Annotated in this window: 17 protein-coding genes; 8 read left to right on the top strand and 9 right to left on the bottom strand. The window is 73.0% G+C overall.

Annotation, left to right across the window (positions count from 1 at the left end):
- Positions 1 to 25: 25 nt before the first annotated feature.
- The 5 genes from ilvN to Q1V71_RS01500 all read right to left on the bottom strand — a co-directional run bounded on the left by ilvN (position 26) and on the right by Q1V71_RS01500 (position 5856).
- Positions 26 to 571, bottom strand: coding sequence for an acetolactate synthase small subunit (gene ilvN / locus Q1V71_RS01480; protein ID WP_300639742.1), 546 nt, complete (start codon positions 569 to 571; stop codon positions 26 to 28).
- A gap of 14 nt (positions 572 to 585) precedes the next feature.
- The gene (locus Q1V71_RS01485; protein ID WP_300639744.1) at positions 586 to 2334 is read right to left on the bottom strand and encodes an acetolactate synthase large subunit; all 1749 of its coding nucleotides are present in this window, start codon (positions 2332 to 2334) and stop codon (positions 586 to 588) included.
- A 278-nt stretch (positions 2335 to 2612) separates the two neighbouring features.
- Positions 2613 to 3317 (bottom strand): 4a-hydroxytetrahydrobiopterin dehydratase, encoded by a 705-nt coding sequence (locus Q1V71_RS01490; protein ID WP_300639747.1) that lies wholly within the window; start codon positions 3315 to 3317, stop codon positions 2613 to 2615.
- A 56-nt stretch (positions 3318 to 3373) separates the two neighbouring features.
- Positions 3374 to 4654, bottom strand: a complete 1281-nt coding sequence (locus tag Q1V71_RS01495) for an MFS transporter (RefSeq protein WP_300639750.1) — start codon at positions 4652 to 4654, stop codon at positions 3374 to 3376.
- On the bottom strand, positions 4651 to 5856 hold the full coding sequence (locus Q1V71_RS01500) for an aminotransferase class V-fold PLP-dependent enzyme (protein ID WP_300639753.1): 1206 nt from the start codon (positions 5854 to 5856) through the stop codon (positions 4651 to 4653). Before Q1V71_RS01500 ends, Q1V71_RS01495 begins: the two co-directional genes overlap by 4 nt.
- Positions 5857 to 5905: 49 nt before the next feature.
- On the opposite strand from Q1V71_RS01500, the gene Q1V71_RS01505 reads away from it, so the two are divergent.
- A complete protein-coding gene (locus Q1V71_RS01505; protein WP_300639756.1) occupies positions 5906 to 7441 on the top strand; it encodes an acyl-CoA carboxylase subunit beta in 1536 nt (511 codons plus the stop codon).
- A gap of 58 nt (positions 7442 to 7499) precedes the next feature.
- Positions 7500 to 8039 carry a dihydrofolate reductase family protein gene (locus Q1V71_RS01510; protein WP_300639759.1) on the top strand — a complete coding sequence of 180 codons (540 nt, stop codon included), beginning with the start codon at positions 7500 to 7502 and terminating at the stop codon, positions 8037 to 8039.
- Positions 8040 to 8158: 119 nt separating this feature from the next.
- Here the strand turns inward: Q1V71_RS01510 and Q1V71_RS01515 are convergent, their stop codons facing one another.
- Positions 8159 to 9421 (bottom strand): FAD-binding domain-containing protein, encoded by a 1263-nt coding sequence (locus Q1V71_RS01515; RefSeq protein ID WP_300639761.1) that lies wholly within the window; start codon positions 9419 to 9421, stop codon positions 8159 to 8161.
- A gap of 86 nt (positions 9422 to 9507) precedes the next feature.
- Entirely contained in the window at positions 9508 to 11202 is a 1695-nt protein-coding gene (ilvD, locus tag Q1V71_RS01520) for a dihydroxy-acid dehydratase (RefSeq protein WP_300639763.1), read from the bottom strand.
- A gap of 93 nt (positions 11203 to 11295) precedes the next feature.
- Between ilvD and Q1V71_RS01525 the strand changes: the two genes are divergently transcribed.
- Together Q1V71_RS01525 and Q1V71_RS01530 are read left to right on the top strand one after the other, a co-directional pair.
- Entirely contained in the window at positions 11296 to 12033 is a 738-nt protein-coding gene (locus Q1V71_RS01525; protein WP_300639766.1) for an HAD family phosphatase, read from the top strand.
- Positions 12030 to 14651, top strand: coding sequence for a glycoside hydrolase family 65 protein (locus tag Q1V71_RS01530; protein ID WP_300639769.1), 2622 nt, complete (start codon positions 12030 to 12032; stop codon positions 14649 to 14651). Before Q1V71_RS01525 ends, Q1V71_RS01530 begins: the two co-directional genes overlap by 4 nt.
- A 13-nt stretch (positions 14652 to 14664) precedes the next feature.
- Here the strand turns inward: Q1V71_RS01530 and Q1V71_RS01535 are convergent, their stop codons facing one another.
- Both Q1V71_RS01535 and Q1V71_RS01540 read right to left on the bottom strand, forming a co-directional pair.
- Positions 14665 to 16227 (bottom strand): NAD(P)/FAD-dependent oxidoreductase, encoded by a 1563-nt coding sequence (locus Q1V71_RS01535; RefSeq protein ID WP_300639772.1) that lies wholly within the window; start codon positions 16225 to 16227, stop codon positions 14665 to 14667.
- 72 nt (positions 16228 to 16299) lie between these two features.
- Positions 16300 to 17388: a sialidase family protein gene (locus tag Q1V71_RS01540; RefSeq protein WP_300639775.1), complete on the bottom strand. Its 1089-nt coding sequence runs from the start codon at positions 17386 to 17388 to the stop codon at positions 16300 to 16302.
- Between the two features lie 59 nt (positions 17389 to 17447).
- Here Q1V71_RS01540 and Q1V71_RS01545 point away from each other — a divergent pair, with 59 nt between their 5' ends.
- The 4 genes from Q1V71_RS01545 (at position 17448) to Q1V71_RS01560 (ending at position 20941) form a co-directional block, all read left to right on the top strand.
- Positions 17448 to 18341 (top strand): EamA family transporter, encoded by an 894-nt coding sequence (locus Q1V71_RS01545; protein WP_300639777.1) that lies wholly within the window; start codon positions 17448 to 17450, stop codon positions 18339 to 18341.
- A 134-nt stretch (positions 18342 to 18475) separates the two neighbouring features.
- Entirely contained in the window at positions 18476 to 18778 is a 303-nt protein-coding gene (locus Q1V71_RS01550) for a hypothetical protein (RefSeq protein ID WP_300639780.1), read from the top strand.
- 49 nt (positions 18779 to 18827) lie between these two features.
- Positions 18828 to 19742, top strand: coding sequence for an alpha/beta hydrolase (locus tag Q1V71_RS01555; RefSeq protein ID WP_300639783.1), 915 nt, complete (start codon positions 18828 to 18830; stop codon positions 19740 to 19742).
- On the top strand, positions 19739 to 20941 hold the full coding sequence (locus Q1V71_RS01560; protein WP_300639786.1) for a sorbosone dehydrogenase family protein: 1203 nt from the start codon (positions 19739 to 19741) through the stop codon (positions 20939 to 20941). Before Q1V71_RS01555 ends, Q1V71_RS01560 begins: the two co-directional genes overlap by 4 nt.
- The last annotated feature ends 351 nt before the right edge of the window (positions 20942 to 21292 follow it).

Here is a 21292-nt window from a genome sequence, read left to right on the forward strand (position 1 = left end):
GGGGTGGTGGGGCGAAGTCTGGGGCTCAGCCGGCGGTGGCTGCGGTCGGCGCCGGGACCGAGACCGGGCGCAGGTTGCGCTCGGAGATGGAGCGGGAGCCACGGCCGATCGCGACCATGCCCGACTGCACGAGCTCGCGGATGCCGAAGGGCTCCACGACCCGCAGGAAGTCGGCGATCTTGCCGGCGTTGCCCGTGACCTGGATGGTCACCGCGTCGGGGGCGACGTCGACGACCTTGGCGCGGAAGAGCTGGACGGTGTCGAGCACCTGGCCGCGGGTCTCGGCGGTGGCCGCGACCTTGACCAGGACCAGCTCGCGGTGGACCGAGGCGGCCTGGTCGAGCTCGACGATCTTGATCACCTCGACCAGCTTGTTCAGCTGCTTGGTGACCTGCTCGAGCGGGGACTCCTCGACGTTGACCACGATGGTCATCCGGGAGATCCCGTCGTGCTCGGTCGGGCCGACGGCGAGGCTCTCGATGTTGAAGCCGCGGCGGGAGAACAGGCCGGCGATCCGGGTCAGGACGCCGGGGCGGTCCTCCACGAGGACGGACAGGGTGTGCTTGCTCATGTCGTCTCAGGCCCTCACAGCTCGTCGTGTTCCCACTCGGGCGCGAGGTCCCGGGCGTACTTGATCTCGTCGTTGCTCGTGCCGGCGGCGACCATCGGCCAGACCATGGCGTCGCGGTGCACGCGGAAGTCGACCACGACCGGGACGTCGTTGATCTCCATGGCCTTCTCGATCGTGGCGTCGACCTCGTCGGCACTGTCGCAAGCCAGGCCCACGCAGCCGTAGGCGTCGGCCAGCTTCACGAAGTCGGGGATCCGCACGGGGCCGTCGTGGCGCTGCAGGTTGGTGTTGGAGTAGCGCTCGTTGTAGAAGAGCGTCTGCCACTGCCGGACCATGCCGAGCGACTCGTTGTTGATGACCGCGACCTTGATCGGGATGCCCTCGATCGCGCAGGTGGCGAGCTCCTGGTTGGTCATCTGGAAGCAGCCGTCGCCGTCGATGGACCACACCGTGGTGTCGGGGCAGCCGACCTTGGCGCCCATCGCGGCCGGGACGGAGTAGCCCATGGTGCCGAGGCCGCCGGAGTTCAGCCAGGTGCGCGGCTTCTCGTACTGCACGAAGTGCGCGGCCCACATCTGGTGCTGGCCCACGCCGGAGGTGTAGATCGCGTCGGGGCCCGCGATGTCGGAGAGGCGCTGGATGACGTACTGCGGGGCCAGGCCCTCGGCCGGGGCCTCGTAGCCCAGCGGGTAGCGCTGCTTGAGGCCGGCCAGGTAGCCGACCCACGCCTCGAAGTCGCCGGTGTGCCCGGCGTCCTGCTCGGCCTGCAGCGCCACGACGAGGTCGGAGATGACCTCACGGCAGTCGCCGACGATCGGGACGTCGGCGTGCCGGTTCTTGCCGATCTCGGCCGGGTCGATGTCGGCGTGGATGACCTTGGCGTGCGGGGCGAAGGAGTCGAGGTTGCCGGTGACCCGGTCGTCGAAGCGCGCACCGAGGCTGATGATGAGGTCGCTCTTCTGCAGGGCGGCCACGGCGGCCACCGTGCCGTGCATGCCCGGCATGCCGAGGTGCTGGGGGTGGCTGTCGGGGAAGGCACCGAGCGCCATCAGCGTGGTGACGACCGGCATGCCGGTGAGCTCGGCGAGGACCCGCAGCTCCTTGCTGGCACCGGCGCGGATCGTGCCGCCGCCGACGTACAGCACGGGCTTGCGCGACTCCAGGATCAGCCGGGCAGCCTCGCGGATCTGCTTGGAGTGCGGCTTGGTGACGGGGCGGTAGCCCGGCAGGGAGATCTCGGTGGGCCACTGGAAGGAGGTCATCGACTGCAGCGCCGACTTCGCGACGTCGACCAGCACCGGGCCGGGCCGGCCGGTCGAGGCGATGTAGAAGGCCTCGGCGACGGTGCGCGGGATGTCGGCGGGGTCGGTGACCAGGAAGTTGTGCTTGGTGATCGGCATCGTGATGCCGCGGATGTCGGCCTCCTGGAAGGCGTCGGTGCCGATCATCGAGGCACCCACCTGCCCGGTCACGGCCACCAGCGGGACCGAGTCCATGTAGGCGTCGGCGATCGGGGTGACCAGGTTGGTCGCGCCCGGGCCCGAGGTCGCCATGCAGACGCCGACCCGGCCGGTCGCCGCGGCGTAGCCCTGGGCGGCGTGGCCGGCGCCCTGCTCGTGGCGCACCAGGATGTGGCGGATCGAGGAGTCCATGAGGGGGTCGTACGCCGGGAGGATGGCGCCGCCCGGGATGCCGAAGATGTTGTCCGCGCCGGCCGCCTCCAGCGACCGGACCAGGCTCTGTGCGCCGGTGATCTCGCTCATGCCCTGCTCGTCTCCTCTGTCCTACTGCTCGTCGGGGCTGCTGCCCCACCAGGATGGCCCCACAAAAAAGCCCCCCGGCCACGATGGCTACGAGGGGATGACGCGCTGGCCGGATCGGGGTCGATCAGCTCACGCGTCGCGTGCGTACGAGGAGGTCCTGGCGCATGCGGCCACCGTAGCCCCCCTGCCCCCGCACGTCATCCAAGAGGTGTCCCGGTCCCACCATCTGAGACGAGCGTCCCGCATCGTGGGCGTCAGGCGTGCGAGCAGGGGCTCCGTCACGCGGCGGGGCCCGGGCCGCGACCGAGCCAGGTGGTCAGGCAGGCCCGGTTGCCCTGGGGGTCCTCGAGCACCCAGAACGCCGGCGCCTGGTCGTCGCTGACCAGCCGGCCGCCGGCCTGGAGCACGGCGGTGATCCGCTCCTGGACCACCTCGGGCGGCACCCGCACGTCGGCGTGCCAGCGCTGGCGGTGCTCCCCCACGTGGCCGGGTCGCTGCTCGGTCGGCTGGAACCACACCGAGGGCCACCTGCCCGCAGGGTCCACGACGTCCTGTTCGGCCTCGTCCAGGCCCAGGACGGCGGCCCAGAACGGCTTGACCTCGCCTGCGTCCCAGGTGTCGAGCGCCCACTCCACGGCCTGCAGCTGCGCGGGGACGGCGCCGGCACCGAGGGAGTGGGCGGCCTCCGAGACCGCCCGGGCCAGGCGCAGGTCGCGGCGGGTGACCCCACCGACGTCGTGCGACCAGGTGCGCACCTCGACGAAGCCGTAGCGCAGGTCGACGTCGGGGTGGTGGTCCTGCTCGTCGGCGACCTCGGCCACCTTCGCCACCAGGCGCGCGCCCGTGGTGAAGTCACCGGTCTCGAAGCGGGCGGCCAGCAGCCCGAAGAGGGGGCGCCAGTCCTCGAGCCCGCCATCGACCTCGGTGCTGATGTCGTGGTCGGAGAGGACGTGCTTGTCGGCGTCGGGGATCGAGGGGCTCACGGGAGGACAGCCTGCCGTTCCGGCGGTCCGCTGACCAGCCGGGCGACCGAGGCCGATCAACCTTGGTCGGCCGTGACGGCGACCGGCTCCTTCTGCAGCGTCTCGCGGGCGGCCAGCCACAGCGGCAGCGCCAGCAGGCTGATCAGGCCGGTCACCGCGAAGGCCCAGCCCCAGCCCGCCTGGTCGGCCACGACCCCGATGAGGACCGGGCCGATGATCGCGCCGCCGTCCTGGGCCATCTGGAAGGTGGAGAGCACGGTGCCGCCGGAGCGCTGGTTGCCGATGACGTCGGCGACCGTGGCCTGCTGGCCGGGGTTGACCATGCCGGCACCGAAGCCGGAGACCAGGGAGAGCACCAGCAGCACGGCGAGGCTCTCGCTGAGGCCGAGCGAGCCGAGCGAGACCGCCGTGATGCCGAGGCCGAGCACGACCATCGGCTTGCGGCCCACGGTGTCGGTGACCTTGCCGGAGAACTGCAGGCTGGCCGCGGTGCCGGCCGCGGCGACGGCGAGCGCGACGCCGGCGACCCAGGTCTCGTCGTGCACCGCGACGGCGAACTGCGGGACGATCGCGACCCGGACGCCGAAGTTGGCCCAGCCGTTGGCGAAGGCCGAGGCGAGCGCGGCGCGGTAGGCGGAGTCGCGCAGGCCCTCCCCCAGCCGCATCGGCTCCTGCGGGGTGGCGGTCGGGTCCGGCCGGAGGCTGGCGTGGGAGAGCCGGACGCCCACGACGAGGGCGGCGACGACCAGGGCGGCGGCGTACACCACGAACGGCACGCGGAGGCCGAGCCCGGCCATCAGACCGCCCAGCACCGGGCCGAGCATGCCGCCGATGAGGAAGGAGCTCGCGTAGGCCGACGAGACCCGCCCGCGCATCGTCGGCGGCGCCAGGCGCACCAGCAGCGCCATCGCCGAGACGGTGAACATCGTCGAGCCGAGGCCGCCGAGCCCGCGGAAGACCAGCAGCTGCCAGTAGGTCTGCGCGACGGCGGTCAGCAGCGAGGACGCCGCGACGATCCCGAGGCCGGTGAGGTAGACCCACCGCTCCCCGAGCCGGGCCACGAGCACGCCGCTGCCCGGGGCGCCGAGGAGGCGGAAGAAGGCGAAGATCGAGACCACGAACGAGGCAGCGGCCACGCCCACGTCGAAGCTGCGGGCGTAGGCCGGCAGGACCGGGCTGATGATGCCGAAGCCGATCGCGATGACGAAGGCCGAGGCGATCAGGACCTTGATCTCGCCGGGGATGGGCTGCTGGTCCGCGCGTCGGGGCCCCGAGGCGGCGCCGACGCGCCTCCTTGACCGCCGGCCGGGTGCGGCGGTGTCCTCGCTGGTGCTCACGCGTGTGCCAGCACCTCGGCGGCCGCGCGCATTCCCGCCCCGACCTCCGCGAAGGAGGTGGACAGGGGGGCGAGCCCGACCCGCAGGCCACCCGGGTCGCGGTAGTCGGGGATGACGTCGCGCTCCCAGAGCCGGGCGACGGCCTCGCGCATCCGCGGGTGGTCCACCGTCACGTGCCCGCCCCGGCGGGCCGGGTCGCGCGGGGAGGCCAGCTCGGCGCCGAGCGGTGCCAGCAGCTGGTCGGCCAGCTCCACGGCGTACGACGTCAGGGCGACGGACTTGGCGCGGACCCCCTCCATGCCGACCTCGGCGATCGTGGCGACCGTGTCGCGCAGCGCGAGCATGCCCACGACGGGCGGGGTGCCCGAGATCATCCGTCGGATCCCGGGCGCGGGCGTCCACTCCGGTCCCATGGCGAACGGGTCGGCGTGCCCCATCCAGCCCGTCACCGGCTGGTCGACCCGGTCGAGGTGGCGGGCGGCGACGTAGACGAAGGCGGGCGAGCCGGGCCCGCCACCGAGGTACTTGTAGGTGCAGCCGACGGCCAGGTCGACGCCCCAGTCGTCGAGGGCCAGCGGCACCGAGCCGACCGAGTGCGAGAGGTCCCACAGCACCACGGCGCCGGCGTCGTGCGCGGCGGCGGTGATGGCGGGGGCGTCGGCCAGCCACGCGGAGCGGTAGGCGACGTGGGAGAGCAGCACGCAGGCGGCCCGCCCGGACAGCTGGGCGGCGACCGACTCCGGGGTGACGCCGGCGGCGGGGTCGACCTTGACCCAGCGCAGCGACAGCCCGAGCTCGCGGGCGACCGAGGCGGCGACGTACCGGTCGGTCGGGAAGTCGTCGCGGCACAGCACGACCTCGGTGCGGTCGGGCCGGAGCGCACAGGCCGCGCGCAGCGCCTTGTAGAGCAGCACGGTCGTGGAGTCGCCGACGGTCGTCTGGCCCGGTGCGGCGCCGAGGCAGGCGGCGGCGATCTCGTCGCCGACGACCAGCGGCAGCTCCATCCAGGACTCGTCCCAGCCGCGGATCAGCCGACCGCCCCACTCGTCGGTCACGAAGGCCGCCATCCGCTCGGCGGTCGAGCGCAGCGGACGGCCCAGGGAGTTGCCGTCGAGGTAGACCAGCGGGGTCTCGCTGCCGACGTACCTCGCGCGCAGGTGCGCCAGCGGGTCGTCGCGGTCCAGCTGCTCGGCATCCCTCACGGCGCATGTCTACCCCAGCCCGGGGAGACCCGGTGGCATGCTCCCCGGCATGGCCATCCGCCCCGAGCTGCTGGAGGTGCTCGCGCGGCGGGCACTCACCGAGGACTCCGCCCGCCCCGAGGCCGTCGCGCGGCTGCACGAGCGGGGCGGGCGGACCGCCCGGGAGAACCTCGCCGAGCTGGTCGACGAGGGCAGCTTCGTGGAGTACGGGCGGTTCGTGACCGCGGCGCAGTCCCAGCGACGCCCCCTGGAGGAGCTGCTCGACCGCACCGCCGCGGACGGGATCGTCGGCGGGCTGGCGACGGTCGACGGGCACCCCGTGGCGGCGCTGTCCTACGACTACCTCGTCATGGCCGGCACCCAGGGGATGCGCGGGCACCGCAAGACCGACCGGCTGCTCGACGTGATCGACCGGCTGCGGGTGCCGACGGTCTTCTTCGCCGCCGGGGGCGGCGGCCGGCCCGGCGACACCGACATCCCGCTGGTCTCCGCCCTCGACGTCACGACCTTCGCCGCCTGGGCACGGCTCTCGGGCCGGGTGCCGCGGATCGCGGTCGTGGAGGACAACTGCTTCGCCGGCAACGCGGTCATCGCGGGGTGCTCGGACCTGATCGTCGCGACCGAGCGCGCCTCCCTGGGCATGGGCGGGCCGGCGATGATCGCCGGCGGCGGGCTGGGTGACGTGGCCGCGGCCGACGTGGGTCCGATCGAGGTGATGGAGGCCAACGGCGTCGTCGACGTGGTCGCTCGGGATGACGACGCGGTGGGCACGGCTCGCAAGCTGCTCTCCTACTTCCTGGGTCGTACGACGGCGTGGACCGCCCCCGACCAGGCGCCGCTGCGGGAGGCGGTCCCCGAGGGCGAGCGCACCGCCTACGACCTGCTGCCCATCGTGGAGACGCTGTGCGACGAGGACTCGGTGACCGTGCTGCGGCCCGGGTTCGCGCCCGAGCTGCTCACGGCCCTGGGTCGGATCGAGGGCCGCACCGTCGGGGTCGTGGGCAACGACACCCGGCACTGGGCAGGCGCGGTCACCGCGGACGCCGGCGACAAGGCAGCGCGCTTCCTGCAGCTGTGCGACGCCCACGGCTTCCCGGTCGTGTCCCTGGTCGACACCCCCGGGATGATGGTCGGCCCCGACGCCGAGCGCACCGGTCTGGTGCGGCACACCTCGCGGCTGCTCGTCGCGGCGGCCCGGATGGAGGTGCCGCTGCTGGGGGTCGTGCTGCGCCGCGGCTACGGCCTGGGCGCGCAGGCGATGCTCGGCGGCAGCACCCACGAGCCCCTCATGACGATCGCCTGGCCCGGCGCGCACCTCGGGGCGATGGGGCTCGAGGGCGCCGTGCGGCTCTCCATGCGGCGCGAGCTGGAGGAGATCGCCAACCCGGACGAGCGGGAGGCGCGGGTCAGGGAGCTGACGGCGTACGCCCAGGCGCACTCGACGGCCCTGGAGGTCGCCCGGCACTTCGAGATCGACGACGTCGTCGACCCGGCCGAGACCCGCGGCATCCTGGCCCGCCTGCTCGACGCCGCCGACCGCGACGGCCGGCTGGTCGGGAGCGGGCGCCCCGTCGACACCTGGTGATCCTCCCGGCGGTGGCCCGACCGATGAGTCCGTCGGTCGGGGCTGGTCGGATGGGGTCATGAGGAAGCTGGTCGTCACCGAGTTCATCACCCTGGACGGCGTCATCGAGGACCCGAGCTGGACCTTCTCGGAGGTCGAGCACGACGACGCCGTCTACGACATCAAGGGCCGCGAGCAGGAGGAGGCCAGCGCGTTGCTGCTCGGCCGGGTCTCCCACGACGAGTTCGCCCCCGTGTGGCCGTCGATGGAGGAGTTCGAGACCTACAACGCGATGCCGAAGTACGTCGTCTCCTCCTCCCTCGAGGGCTCGGACTGGACCAACACCCACGTCCTGCGCTCGCTCGACGACGTGGCCGCGCTCAAGGAGCGCACCGACGAGGGCGAGGGCCCGATCTACGTGCACGCGAGCGCGACGCTGGCCCAGGGACTGCTCGCCGCCGGGCTCGTGGACCGGCTGCACCTGCTGGTCTTCCCGCTGCTGCTGGGCTCGGGCAAGCGGCTCTTCTCCGACACGGGCTCGAAGGTGAATCTCCGGCTCGTCGAGTCAGCGACCTACGGCAACGGCGTCACCCTCCAGGTCCTCGACGTCGTCCGCTGAGGTCCCGGCCGAGCGGTCAGTTCCTCGGCCTCGACCGGTCACCTTCTTGCGGTCGAGCGAGGTCACCGACCGCTCGACCGCGAGAAGGTGACGGCGGTTCGGAAGTGACTGCTCGGCGGCTAGCGGCGGCGGCCGCGGCCCCGGGGCGGGCTGGCCTGGGCGGGGGCCCCGGAGGAGCGGCGCCAGGCGGTGAAGCTGCCGACCGCGGACGGTCGCGGTCGCACCAGCCACAGCCACGGGTGGACCTCCTGCGGCTGCACCTGCGCGGCCCGGGCGCGGAAGCCCGGGACCGGCGCGTGCGTGACGGCCAGGCTGCGACCCGCCAGCTCCTGGGCCACCACGCCGCGGCGCACCTCGACCTCGCGCCGGGTGGCGAGGTCACCGAGCGTGTCGGCCAGGAAGACCAGCCGCTTGCCCGAGAGCCGCAGGGTGCGCAGCAGCGGCTCGTCGAAGACGAAGACCGCGGGGCGGTCGTCGTCGGCGGCCAGTGCGGGGTCGGCGTCGCCGAGGGACTCAGCCGTGAGCCAGACCTGCTCGGCTCCCCCGCCCTGCACCTCGGCCGGCCCGCCGTCGAAGCCGTCCTTGCCCAGGTCCGGTCCGTCGACGCGGGGCAGGTCACCGGTCTCGGGCCAGTCCTCGATGGGGCAGGCGCTGCTCAGCTGGCAGGAGCGGCACAGCGCCTTGGCGCGCTTCTCCACCTGCCACCGGCTGAACCCGTAGGGCCGGCCGTTGCCGGTGCCGACCGTCCACTGCCAGCCCAGCCGGTTGGCCGCGCGCGAGCCGTCGAGCAGGTGCTGGAAGAACAGGTCCTCGCCGTCGCGCCAGTCCGCACCCGCCCGCACCGCCCACTGCGAGGCCAGCCACATGCGGGTCTGGTTCACCAGCCAACCCTCGCCCTCGAGCTCACCGACGACGGCCTCCATGCAGGCCATCTCCGCAGGCCACGGCTCGGGCCAGGCCGGACCGACGCGGGGCTGCTCGTGCTTGATCGACCGGCCCAGGGCGGCGCCGGTGCGGGCGTACAGGTGCCGGGAGTACTCCTGCCAGAGCAGCTCGTCGCGGTACTTGTCGCGGTCGTGGGCGGGCGCGCCGGCGACCGCCTTCCACATCTCGGGCAGCGGCACCAGGCCGTGCCGCAGGTACGGCGACATCCGGGTCGCCCCGCGCCCCGACACCGGCAGCACCACGCTGCGGCGCCGCGCGTACCCGCTGATGTCGAGCGACGCCAGTGCCGCATCGGCCGCGGTCTGTCCCCCGACGTGTCCCCCGCGGCGTACCGCGTCGGGGCCCTCGAGGGTCAGGTCGCCCAGGTGCTCGGCGACCCACGCCAGGGTCGCGTCACCGGCGGCTTCGTGGGGCGGCGGCGGGGTCGGGAGCTGCACGTCCCAGGTCTACCGGCAGGCTCAACACCCGGGCGGGTCGGAACTGACGACCCCGAGGGCTCGGAAGTGACGGCGGTGGCCGAGGGTCAGCCCGTGACCGCTCCGTGCGCGGCGGAGGACACGATCTTGGCGTACTTGCCGAGCACGCCGCGGGTGTACTTCGGCGGCTTGGGCGCCCAGCCCTCCTTGCGCGCCTCGAGGTCGTCGATCTCGACCTCGAGGGTGCGGTTGAGGACGTCGAGGGTGATCGGGTCGCCGTCGCGGACGAAGGCGATCGGGCCGCCGTCGACGGCCTCGGGGGCCACGTGGCCCACGCACAGCCCAGTCGTGCCGCCGGAGAACCGACCGTCGGTGAGGAGCAGGACGTCCTTGCCGAGGCCGGCGCCCTTGATCGCACCGGTGATGGCCAGCATCTCGCGCATTCCGGGCCCACCCTTGGGGCCCTCGTAGCGGATGACGACGACGTCGCCGGCGACGATCCGGCCCTCGGCGAGGGCGTCCATGGCGTCGCGCTCGCCGTCGAAGACCCGGGCGGTGCCGCGGAAGACGGTCTCGTCGAAGCCGGCCGACTTCACCACGGCACCGTCGGGGGCCAGCGAGCCCTTCAGGATGGTCAGGCCGCCGGTCTTGTGGATCGGGCGCTCGAGGGAGCGGATGACGTCGTCGTCGAGGGCCGGCGGGTCCAGCTCCGCCAGGTTCTCGGCCAGCGTCTTGCCGGTCACGGTCAGCGCGTCGCCGTGCATGAGGCCGGCGTCGAGCAGCGCCTTCATCACGACGGGGATGCCGCCGATCTTGTCGACGTCGTTCATGACGTACCTGCCGAAGGGCTTGAGGTCGCCGAGGTGCGGGACCTTGTCGCCGATCCGGTTGAAGTCGTCGATGGTCAGCGGCACCTCGGCCTCGCGGGCGATGGCCAGCAGGTGCAGGACGGCGTTGGTGGAGCCGCCGAGCGCCATCACCACGGTGATGGCGTTCTCGAAGGCCTCCATCGTCATGATCTGGCGGGCGGTGATGCCCTTGCGCAGCAGGTTGACCACGGCCTCGCCGGAGCGGTGGGCGAAGCCGTCGCGGCGGCGGTCGACGGCCGGCGGCGCGGCCGAGCCGGGCAGCGACATGCCGAGGGCCTCGCCGACCGCGGCCATCGTGTTGGCGGTGTACATGCCGCCGCAGGCGCCCTCGCCGGGGCAGATCGCGCGCTCGATCTTGTCGACCTGCTCGCGGGTGATCTTGCCCGCGAGGCACGCACCGACGGCCTCGAAGGCGTCGATGATCGTGACGTCCTTGCCGTCGACCTGTCCGGGCATGATCGAGCCGGCGTAGAGGAAGACCGAGGCCAGGTCGAGACGCGCGGCGGCCATGAGCATGCCGGGCAGGGACTTGTCGCAGCCGGCGAGCAGGACCGAGCCGTCGAGCCGCTCCGCGTTCATCACGACCTCGACGGAGTCGGCGATGACCTCGCGGGAGACCAGCGAGAAGTGCATGCCCTCGTGGCCCATGGAGATCCCGTCGGAGACCGAGATGGTGCCGAACTCGAGGGGGTAGCCGCCGCCGGCGTGCACGCCGTTCTTGACGGCCTTGGCGAGCCGGTCGAGCGAGAGGTTGCAGGGGGTGATCTCGTTCCAGCTGGAGGCCACGCCGATCTGCGGCTTCTCCCAGTCGTCGTCACCCATGCCGACCGCGCGCAGCATGCCGCGCGAGGCGGCGCGCTCGAGGCCGTCGGTGACGTCGCGGGACCTGGGCTTCAGGTCGATCTTCTCGTCGGGCTGCTGCTGGCCGGTCATGGCGGCCAGCCTACGTGCGAGCGTCGTCACTCCGACGGCGCATCTCAGCCCCACCGGCTGGGCGGGTGACCCCCCACGCCCTAGCCTCGTCGGGTGACTGCTTCGACTCCGGTGACCTGGGGCGGCTACTCGGCCGTCCTGCTCGACCTCGACGGGGTGCTGACCCCCACCGCCGAGGTGCACATGCGGGCCTGGTCGGCCATGTTCAACGAGTTCCTCGCCGACCACGACGGCCCCGGCGACACCTCCCCCTACACCGACGTCGACTACTTCGCCCACGTCGACGGCAAGCCGCGGTACGACGGTGTGCGCGACTTCCTCGCCTCCCGAGGCATCGAGCTCCCCGAGGGCGAGCCGGGCCGGCCGTTCGACCGCACGGTCATGGGCCTCGGCGACCGCAAGAACGACGCCTTCAACGAGGTGCTCCAGCGTGACGGGGTGGCGCCGTACGCCGGCTCCGTGGCCCTGCTCGACCACCTGGCCGAGCTCGACGTCCCGATGGCGGTGGTCTCCTCCTCCGCCAACGCCCCCGCCGTGCTCGAGGCCGCGGGGCTGGCCGGTCGGTTCGTGACCGTCGTCGACGGCCGGGTCGCCGCCGCGCGCTCGCTGCCGGGCAAGCCGGCGCCCGACACCTTCCTCCACGCCGCCGAGGTGTGCGGCGCGAGCGCCGCGACCTCGGTCGTGGTCGAGGACGCCGTCTCCGGCGTGCGCGCGGGTGCTGCCGGCGACTTCGGCCTCGTGGTCGGCGTCGACCGGGGCGCCGGGCACGACGAGCTGACCGCCGCTGGCGCCCACGTCGTCGTGGCCGACCTGGCCGAGCTGGTCCCGTGAGCCGCCGGGCCCCCGAGGGCGACCCGCTGGACCGCAGCCGCTTCCCCGTCGACCCCTGGCGGCTGGTGGAGCGCGCCCACAGCCACGCCGACCTCGGCGTCAGCGAGACCCTGTTCACCGTCGCCAACGGCTACCTCGGCATGCGCGGCAACCCCGAGGAGGGCCGCGACGCCCACGCGCACGGCACCTTCGTCAACGGCTTCCACGAGACCTGGGAGATCCGGCACGCCGAGGCGGCCTTCGGCTTCGCGCGCACCGGCCAGACGATCGTCAACGTCCCCGACGCCAAGCTGATGAAGCTCTACGTCGACGACGAGCCGCTCATCCTCGGCACCGCCGACCTCGAGCACTACGAGCGGATCCTCGACTTCCGCGACGGCGTGCTGCGCCGCTCGCTGGTCTGGCGGACCCCCTCGGGCAAGCGGGTCAAGGTCGACTCCACCCGCATGGTGTCGATGACCCAGCGGCACCTGGCGCTGCTGACCCTCGAGGTCACGATGCTCGAGGGCAGCGCGCCGATCGTCATCTCCAGCCAGCTGATGAACCGCCAGGACGGCAGCGACGAGTACCACGACGCGGCTGCCTCCATGGGCGAGGGCATCGACCCGCGCAAGGCCGCCGCCTTCGAGGGCCGGGTGCTGCTCCCCCGCCTGTCGACGGTCCAGGACGGCCGGATGATGCTGGGCTACCAGTGCGCCTCGTCCAAGATGACCATCGCCGTCGCCGCTGACCACCGGCTGCGGGTGGCGGGCAGCGGGACCGACGTCGACACCGTCGTGCGCCACGACGACGACCTGGCCAAGATGGTCTACCGCGTCCAGGCCGAGCAGGGCCGCACGGTGCGGCTGGAGAAGGTCGTGGCCTACCACACCTCCCGCGGCGTGCCGGTGCGCGAGCTGGCCGACCGCTGCGAGCGGACCCTGGACCGGGCCGCCCGCACCGGCACCGGTGAGGCCGTCGCCGAGCAGCGCGCCTGGTTCGACACCTTCTGGGACGCCGCGGACGTCGAGGTCACCCCCTCGCAGCGCGGGGACGGGCCCGGCGGGGAGCAGGAGACCCGGGCCCTGCAGCAGGCGATCCGCTTCAACCTCTTCACCCTGGCCCAGGCCAGTGCCCGCGCCGACCAGTGGGGCGTGCCAGCCAAGGGCGTCACCGGCTCGGGCTACGAGGGCCACTACTTCTGGGACTCCGAGATCTACGTCGCGCCGTTCCTCACCTACACCCAGCCGGCGCTGGCCAAGAACCTCCTGCACTTCCGCTCCCGGATGCTCGACGCCGCGCGGCACCGCGCCCGCGAGATGGCCCAGCACGGGGCGCTCTTCCCCTGGCGCACCATCAACGGCGAGGAGGCCTCGGCCTACTACGCCGCCGGCACCGCACAGGTGCACATCGACGCCGACGTCGTGTACGCGCTCTCGCAGTACCTCGCGGCCACCGACGACGTCGGGTTCCTGCTGCGCCACGGCATCGACATCCTGGTGGAGACCTCCCGGATGTACGCCGACCTCGGCTTCTGGCGCGAGAACGGCCGTCCCTCGTTCCACATCCACGGCGTCACCGGGCCGGACGAGTACACGACGGTCGTCAACAACAACCTGTTCACCAACGTCATGGCGCGGCACAACCTCGAGCAGGCCGTGGCCGCTGTCGAGCTGATCCGCCGCGAGCACCCGCAGGACTTCGAGCAGGTCCGCAAGCGCCTGGACCTCACCGACGAGGAGGTCGAGGAGTGGGCCCGCTGCGCCGAGGGCATGCACGTGCCCTTCGACGAGGGCCTCGGGATCCACCCCCAGGACGACTTCTTCCTCGACCGTGAGGTGTGGGACCTCTCCCAGACCCCCGACGAGCTGCGGCCGCTGCTGCTGCACTACCACCCGCTGGTCATCTACCGGTTCCAGGTGCTCAAGCAGGCCGACGTCGTGCTCGCGCTCTTCCTCCAGGGCGACCGCTTCACCGCGGAGGAGAAGCGCGCCGACTTCGAGTACTACGACCCGATCACCACCGGTGACTCCACGCTGTCGGCGGTGGTGCAGTCGGTGATGGCCGCCGAGGTCGGCTACCACGAGGCGGCTTGGGACTACTTCCGCTCCGCGTTGTACGTCGACCTGGCCAACCTGCACGGCAACACCGACGACGGCATGCACATCGCCTCCACCGGCGGTGTCTGGTCGGCGCTGGTCTGCGGCTTCGGCGGGATGCGCGACCACGGCGGCCGGCTCTCCTTCGACCCGCGCCTGCCCGACGCGTTCGGCTCGATCACCTTCGCGCTGGTCTGGCGCGGCTCGCGGGTGCGGGTGCGGCTGGACGCCGGGTCGCTCACCTTCACGGTGGTCGACGGCGTCGGGGGCGTCCCGGTGACCGTCCGCGGGACCGAGCACGTCGTGCACGCCGACGAGCCCCTCGTCGTACCGCTCGGGGAGAACGACGGGCGCGGCGGTGGCCACGGCCGCCGGCTCTCGGTGGAGCTCGCCGAGGAGCCGCAGCTGGGCGGCACCCGTGCCGACGGGTCGAAGATCACCGCCGGGGTGCCGGACCCGATCCCCGCGCTCGAGGAGGAGGCGTACCACGACGCGATGCCCGAGCCGCCCCCGATCGGGCCGCACGTGCCGCAGTCGTGACCCGCCCGGCCGGTCAGCCCGTGGCGGCCGGCTCCCGGTCGCGGGCCGGCTGGAAGGTGTAGGCGTCCAGCGGGAAGGTGCGGCTGGCCCACATCGTGCCCAGCGTGGTGCCCGGGCGCAGCCCGACGTCGCCGTGCTGGTCGAAGTAGTAGCTGTTGGCGCCGGTGCACGACTCCTGCCAGAACACCTGGGTCGGGCGCCGCTCGAGCATCGAGGCGAGGTAGGCGTCGTTGGCCTCATGGGTCACCTCGACCCGGGCGGCACCGGTGCTGCGGGCGTGCTCGAGGCAGCGCACGATGTGGCGCACCTGGGTCTCGATGAGGTGGAAGTAGGAGCCGCCGATGTAGCCGTAGGGGCCGAACACGGTGAAGAAGTTGGGGAAGCCCGGCACCGAGACGCCCTGATAGGCCTGCACCCGGTGCTCGGCCCAGAACTGCTGGACCGTGCCGCCGTCGGCGCCGACCAGCGGGAAGGTCGGCAGGCTGTCGGGCTCCATCACCCGGAAGCCCGTGGCGAGCACGAGCACGTCGAGCTCGTGGAGGCTCTCGCCGTCGCTGCCCCGGGTGCGGATGCCCTCGGGGACGACCTCGGTGATGGCGTCGGTCTCGAGGTGGACCTGCGGCAGGTTGTAGGTCGCGAGGTAGTCGTTGTGGAAGCTCGGGCGCTTGCAGCCGACGCCGTACGACGGGGTGAGCTTCTCGCGGACCTCCGGGTCGCGCACCTGCGAGCGCAGCCACAGCCGGCCGGCGTGCTCCATCGTCGAGGCGATCCGGACGTAGGAGTGGAAGTGCGCCGCGATCGGGAAGGTGACCTCGACGAAGGCCTGGCTGGCCAGCCGCAGTCCCTGCTTGACCCCCGGCAGCCGCATGGCCAGGCGCAGCGGGCCCGGCAGGGCCGCGTCGGGCTTGGGGAAGCACCAGATCGGGGTGCGCTGGAAGACGGTGAGCTCGTCGACGACCGGGGCGATCTCGGGGATGAGCTGCACCGCGGAGGCGCCGGTGCCGATCACCCCGACCCGCTTGCCGGTGAGGTCCAGGTCGTGGTCCCAGCGCGCGGTGTGCACGGTGGTGCCGGCGAAGTCCTCGATGCCCGGGATGTCGGGGGCCTTCGGGGTGGTGAGGACGCCCGAGGCGTTGAGGAGGTACGTCGCCGTCAGCTCGGTCCCGTCGGCCAGCCGCACCCGCCAGCGGGTCGTCGCCTCGTCCCACGCCGCCCCCTCCACGAGGCAGCCGAACCGCATCCGGTCGCGGATGCCGGCGGCCTCGACCAGGTCCTCGGCGTACCTCTTCAGCTCCGAGCCGGGTGCGTAGGTGCGCGACCAGTCGGTGCGCTGGGCGAAGGAGAACTGGTAGCTGAACGACGGGATGTCGACCGCGACCCCGGGGTAGGTGTTCCAGTGCCAGGTGCCGCCGACGCCGTCGGCGGCCTCGAGGACCAGCCAGTCGCGGAGGCCGGCCTCGTCGAGCTTGATGGCCGCACCGATGCCGGAGAAGCCGGCGCCCACGACGAGCACCTCGTGGTGCTCGACGTCGGTGTCCGTGCGGGTGTCCTCGAGGTCGGCAGTGGTCGCGCTCACGCCGTCACGGTAGCGAGCGGGCGGGAGCCGGTGAGGGCGTCTCGCGGGCGGTCGGTCGAGGGCCTCGGGAGCTCAGCCGATCGCCGCCGCGCGCACGCACATGACGTCGGGCAGGTCGCGGACCGCGCAGTGCCAGGTCTCGCCCGCGTCGGGCGAGACCCACACCGAGCCGTTGCGCGCACCGACGTACACCCCCGCCTCGGGGTGGTCGTCGACGCACATCGCGTCGCGCATGACCCCGACGAAGAAGCCGTCCGGCAGCTGGCCGTCGCCGAGCCGCTCCCAGGTGTCGCCGGCGTCGCGCGAGCGCCAGACCCGCGCCTGCGCGTCGACCGGGTAGCGACCCTCGCCGCCGCCGAGCGGGAAGGTGTAGATCGTGTCCGGCTCGTGGGGGTGGACCACTATCGGGAAGCCGAAGTCCGAGGGCAGGCCGTCGGCGATCGAGGTCCAGGACCCGCCCTCGTCGTCGGAGCGGAAGACCCCGCCGTGGTTCTGCAGGTAGAGCCGCTCGGGCCGCGAGGGGTGTCGCGCGACCTTGTGCACGCACTGGCCGTACGCCGGGTACTGCTGCCCCTCGGGCAGGAAGATCGCCGAGACGCCCTGGTTGCGTGGCTCCCAGGTCTCGCCGCCGTCGGTCGTGCCGTAGACGCCGCCGGTCGAGAGCGCCGCCAGGACCGAGGACGGGTCGCTGGGGTGCGGCAGGATCGTGTGGAAGGCCTGGCCGCCGTAGCCGGCACCCCACTCGGGGCGGTGCGGGTGGTCCCAGAGGCCGCGCTCGAGGGTGAAGGTGTGCCCGCCGTCGGAGGAGCGGAAGACCGCACCGGGCTCGGTGCCGGCGTACACCACCCCGGGGCCGGCACCGGCGACGAGCTGCCAGACCCGCTCGACCGAGGCGTCGACGTCGGCCGGGAACCGGGGCGGCTCCTCGGCGTCCTTCCAGGTCTCGCCGAGGTCCTCGCTGATCCGCACCTGCGGGCCCAGCCAGGGCGAGGAGGCGCCCACGAGCAGCCGGGGCCGGTCACCGCGCACGTCGACGAGGCAGGAGTAGACCTCCTCCATGTCGCTGTGCGGGCCGCTCCACTCCCAGTCGCGGCGCGCGGCGTCCGAGCGCCCGACCCACAGGCCCTTGCGCGTGCCGACCATCAGCACCGTGTCGCTCATGCGTTGCTCCAGATCTCCCCGGGCGGGGGCGTTGGCGAAATGTCACCTACGGTGACCCGGTGACCGGCCGGAACTCATCGTCCACCCGGCGACCGGTCCTGTCACCGGTGTGGCTGGTGCTCGTCGGGATCGCCTCGGTGCAGCTCGGGGCGGGCTTCGCGAAGTCGCTCTTCGACGAGGTCGACCCCACCACGATCGTGTGGCTGCGCCTGGCCACGAGCATGCTCGTGCTCGTCGCCGTGCTGCGCCCGCGGCTGCGGGGACGCACCCGCGAGGACTGGCTCGTGGTGCTCGCCTTCGGGGCGAGCCTGGCGCTGATGAACTGGGCGATCTACCAGTCCTTCGCCCGGATCCCGCTCGGCGTCGCGGTGACGATCGAGTTCATCGGGCCGCTCACGCTGGCGGTGCTGGGGTCGCGCCGCCCGCGCGACTTGGCGTGGGTGGTGCTCGCCGCGGTCGGGGTGCTGCTGCTGGGCTTCGACGGCGACGACCTGGACGCCGCGGGCGTGGTGTTCGCGCTGGTCGCCGGGGCGGCCTGGGCGGCGTACATCCTGCTGAGCGCGCGCACCGGGCGGCACTGGGAGGGCCTGGACGGTCTGGCCGTGGCGAGCGTCGTGGCCGCGCTGCTGCTGACCCCCTTCGCGATCGGCATCGGCGGCGAGGACCTGCTCGACCCGCGCATCCTGCTGATCGGGGCCGCGGTCGGCCTGCTCTCCTCGGTCATCCCCTACAGCTGCGAGCTGGTCGCGCTGCGCAGCCTCTCCCCCGGGGTCTTCGGCATCCTGATGAGCCTGGAGCCGGCCGCCGCGGCCCTCGCGGGGATCCTGGTGCTCGGGGAGCTGCTCGGAGCGGCGCAGTGGGCGGCGGTCGCCTGCGTCATCGCCGCGAGCGTCGGTGCCACCCGGGCCGCCGGGGCAGGGCGGGCAGGACGGGACGTCGTCGTCCGCGACTGAGGGCGTGACCTGAGATTCACGTGAGCATCACGCGCGAGGCCTTGCGCCGTCGCGTCCGGGGCCTAGATTGGGCGGTGCCGTCGCCGTTGGCCCCCGACCCTCTGGCTCCGCCCTCCTCGAGGAGTCCACCCCGCATGTCCTTGCCGCAGCACCCCGACCCCCGGGCCCGGCGGCTGCGCGTCCTGCCGCCGATCGGCGCCCCACGCAGCGTGCCGGTGGCCGCGTGGCACGCGCTGCGCTCCTCGGTCCAGCAGTGGGCCCTGGACTCCCAGCGCGCGGCCTGCCGCAACGCGATGGTCGCCGGCACCGCGCTGGCCGCCCGCCGTGCCGAGCGCGAGGACGTCGAGGAGTTCCTCGCCGCGCGCGAGGGGCACCCGACCATCCCTGCCCCGCGGACCGAGGACGGCCCCGGGCCCGGCCGCAGCGCCCGGGCCTGACGCTGGACGGATCCGTCCCGCCACCGCGCTCCTCGGGCACAATCGACCCATGCCGAAGTCCGCGGCCCGCCCGACCACCGCCCCCGCCCTCGCCTTCCACGAGGTGCTCTCCGACGACGGCACCCGGCTTCGCGCCTGGACCAACGACCCCGACGGGACCCGCACCGGGCCCACGGTGGTGCTGTGCAATGGCCTGGGCACCAACCCCTGGGCCTGGCCGGCGCTGCTCGACCCCGACTGCGGGGTGCGGGTCGTGTCGTGGAACCACCGGGGCACCGGCGGTTCGGCGCGGCCTGAGGACCCGGAGCGCTGCGGCATCGAGGAGTTCGTCGAGGACGGTCTCTCCGTCATGGACCACTTCGGCGTCGCGCGCGCCGTGCTCATGGGGTGGTCGATGGGCGTCAACACGATGTTCGAGCTGGCCTTCCGTCACCCCGAGCGGGTCAGCGGGCTCTTCGCCGTGGCCGGCGTCCCCGGTGACACCTTCGCCACGATGCTCGGCCCGCTGCGGCTGCCGCACGTGGTGGCCCGCACCCTGACCGTCACGGCCGCCCGTGCGGGCAAGCACGCCGGCTGGGCGCTCAACCCGCTGGTGCACCGGCTGCCGATCGGCCGCCGTGCCGTCGACCTGCTCAGCCACACCGGCTTCATGCTGCCGGTGCGCGACCCCGACATCACCGCGAAGGCAGTCTCCGAGCTCCTCTCGACCGACCTGCGGTGGTACTTCCACCTCGCCCTGCGCACCTCCGAGCACGGCCGCGTCTCGCTGCGCAACATCCGCGTGCCCGTCGCCTTCGTCGCCGGCCGCTGGGACCTGCTGGCCGGCTCCCGCGACATGCGCACCGCCGCGGAGCGGATCGAGGGAGCGACGTACGTCGAACTGCCTGGCACCCACTTCCTCAACCTCGAGCGTCCCGAGCAGGTGCACGAGCTGCTGCTGGAGTTCCTGCGGCGGGTGCCGTGAGCCGGTCCGGGTCGCGGCGCCGCTCGCGCCACCTGGCCCTGGCGGCGGTCCTGGTGCTGGTCACCGGCACGACCGCGTGCCTGGAGGAGGGCAGCACCTCCACGGTCACCCTCATCGAGACCACCGCCACCGGCACGCCCCTGCCGGTGCCGACCGAGGTCCCGACCGACCAGGAGTCCGCGGACGACACCGAGGGGAAGGGCAAGGGCGGCAAGGGCGGTCCTCCGGAGCTGGTGGGCACCATCGCCACCGACCTCGAGGCCCCCTGGGGCCTGGCGTTCCTGCCGGATGGCGACGCGCTGGTCACCGAGCGCGACACCGCCCGGTTGCTGCGGCTGACCGGCCCCGACCACGAGGTCGTCGAGGTCGCCACGATCGAGACCGCGGCCCCCGAGGGTGAGGGCGGCCTGCTCGGGGTGGCCGTCTCCCCGACGTACGACGAGGACGGGCTGGTCTACCTCTACGTCACCACCGCCACCGACAACCGGGTCGTGCGGGCCGTGCTCGACGGCGACACCCTCGGCGAGCCGGAGCCGATCCTCACGGGCATCCCCAACGGCTTCATCCACGACGGTGGGCAGCTGACCTTCGGACCCGACGGGCTGCTCTACGTCTCGACCGGGGAGATCGGCGAGCCCGATCGCGCCGCGGACCCCGACGACCTCGGCGGCAAGATCCTGCGGATCACCCCCGACGGGGACCCCGCCAAAGGCAACCCCGACCCGGACTCGCCGGTCTTCTCCCTCGGCCACCGCAACGTGCAGGGCCTGGCGTTCGTGCGCAACCAGCTGTGGGCTTCGGAGTTCGGCGCGGACACCTTCGACGAGCTCAACCTCGTGCGGTCGGGCAAGGACTACGGCTGGCCGGCCTTTGAGGGCGAGGGCGGCAAGGCGGCCCGCCAGCAGGGGTACGTCGACCCCGAGATCACCTGGGACACCGACGACGCCTCCCCCTCGGGCCTGGCCTACGCGAAGGGCCACCTCTGGCTCGGGGCGCTCAAGGGCCAGCGGCTGTGGCGGGTCGAGGTGAAGGGCTCCAAGAAGGCCCAGAAGCCCCGGGCGTTCTTCCTCGGCGACCACGGCCGTCTCCGCGGCGTCGCCCTCGCCCCCGACGGCACGCTGTGGGTCACCACCAGCAACCGCGACGGCCGCGGCACGCCCGCGCCCGGGGACGACAAGATCCTGCAGGTCCAGCCGTAGCACCGTCGGACCGCCCCACGCTGGGTGGTCGAGCAGACGAGGCGCTGGCCGAGTCGTCGTCGAGACCGCGCTGCTCTCGATGGTCGAGCAGGCGAGCCGCTAGGCGAGCCGTCGTCGAGACCGCGTACGCCGGTCGCGCTGCTGTCACCAGGGTTGCTCCCTGGGTCGCCGTTGGTGGGTCGTGGCGCGTTCGCGCGGCAGCAGGTCCTGATTGACGGAGAAGCGTGGTCGCCGTGGGTGCCAGCTGGGCTTCTTGGTTGCGCTTGCCTCGACGGTCGCCCTGCGCTGGGGTGCTCGCTTCGGTCGGGCTTCGATCGACGCCCGCGATCTCGCCGAAAAGTGGTTTTGACC

The organism is Nocardioides sp. (assembly GCF_030149505.1).
In the GTDB taxonomy this organism is placed as follows: Bacteria; Actinomycetota; Actinomycetes; order Propionibacteriales; family Nocardioidaceae; genus Nocardioides.

Bases quoted from the DNA above. Each gene is read 5' to 3' on its own strand.
- ilvN (WP_300639742.1), bottom strand. From the start codon at position 571: ATGAGCAAGCACACCCTGTCCGTCCTCGTGGAGGACCGCCCCGGCGTC.
- Q1V71_RS01485 (WP_300639744.1), bottom strand. From the start codon at position 2,334: ATGAGCGAGATCACCGGCGCACAGAGCCTGGTCCGGTCGCTGGAGGCG.
- Q1V71_RS01505 (WP_300639756.1), top strand. From the start codon at position 5,906: ATGGCCATCCGCCCCGAGCTGCTGGAGGTGCTCGCGCGGCGGGCACTC.
- Q1V71_RS01510 (WP_300639759.1), top strand. From the start codon at position 7,500: ATGAGGAAGCTGGTCGTCACCGAGTTCATCACCCTGGACGGCGTCATC.
- ilvD (WP_300639763.1), bottom strand. From the start codon at position 11,202: ATGACCGGCCAGCAGCAGCCCGACGAGAAGATCGACCTGAAGCCCAGG.
- Q1V71_RS01540 (WP_300639775.1), bottom strand. From the start codon at position 17,388: ATGAGCGACACGGTGCTGATGGTCGGCACGCGCAAGGGCCTGTGGGTC.
- Q1V71_RS01550 (WP_300639780.1), top strand. From the start codon at position 18,476: ATGTCCTTGCCGCAGCACCCCGACCCCCGGGCCCGGCGGCTGCGCGTC.
- Q1V71_RS01555 (WP_300639783.1), top strand. From the start codon at position 18,828: ATGCCGAAGTCCGCGGCCCGCCCGACCACCGCCCCCGCCCTCGCCTTC.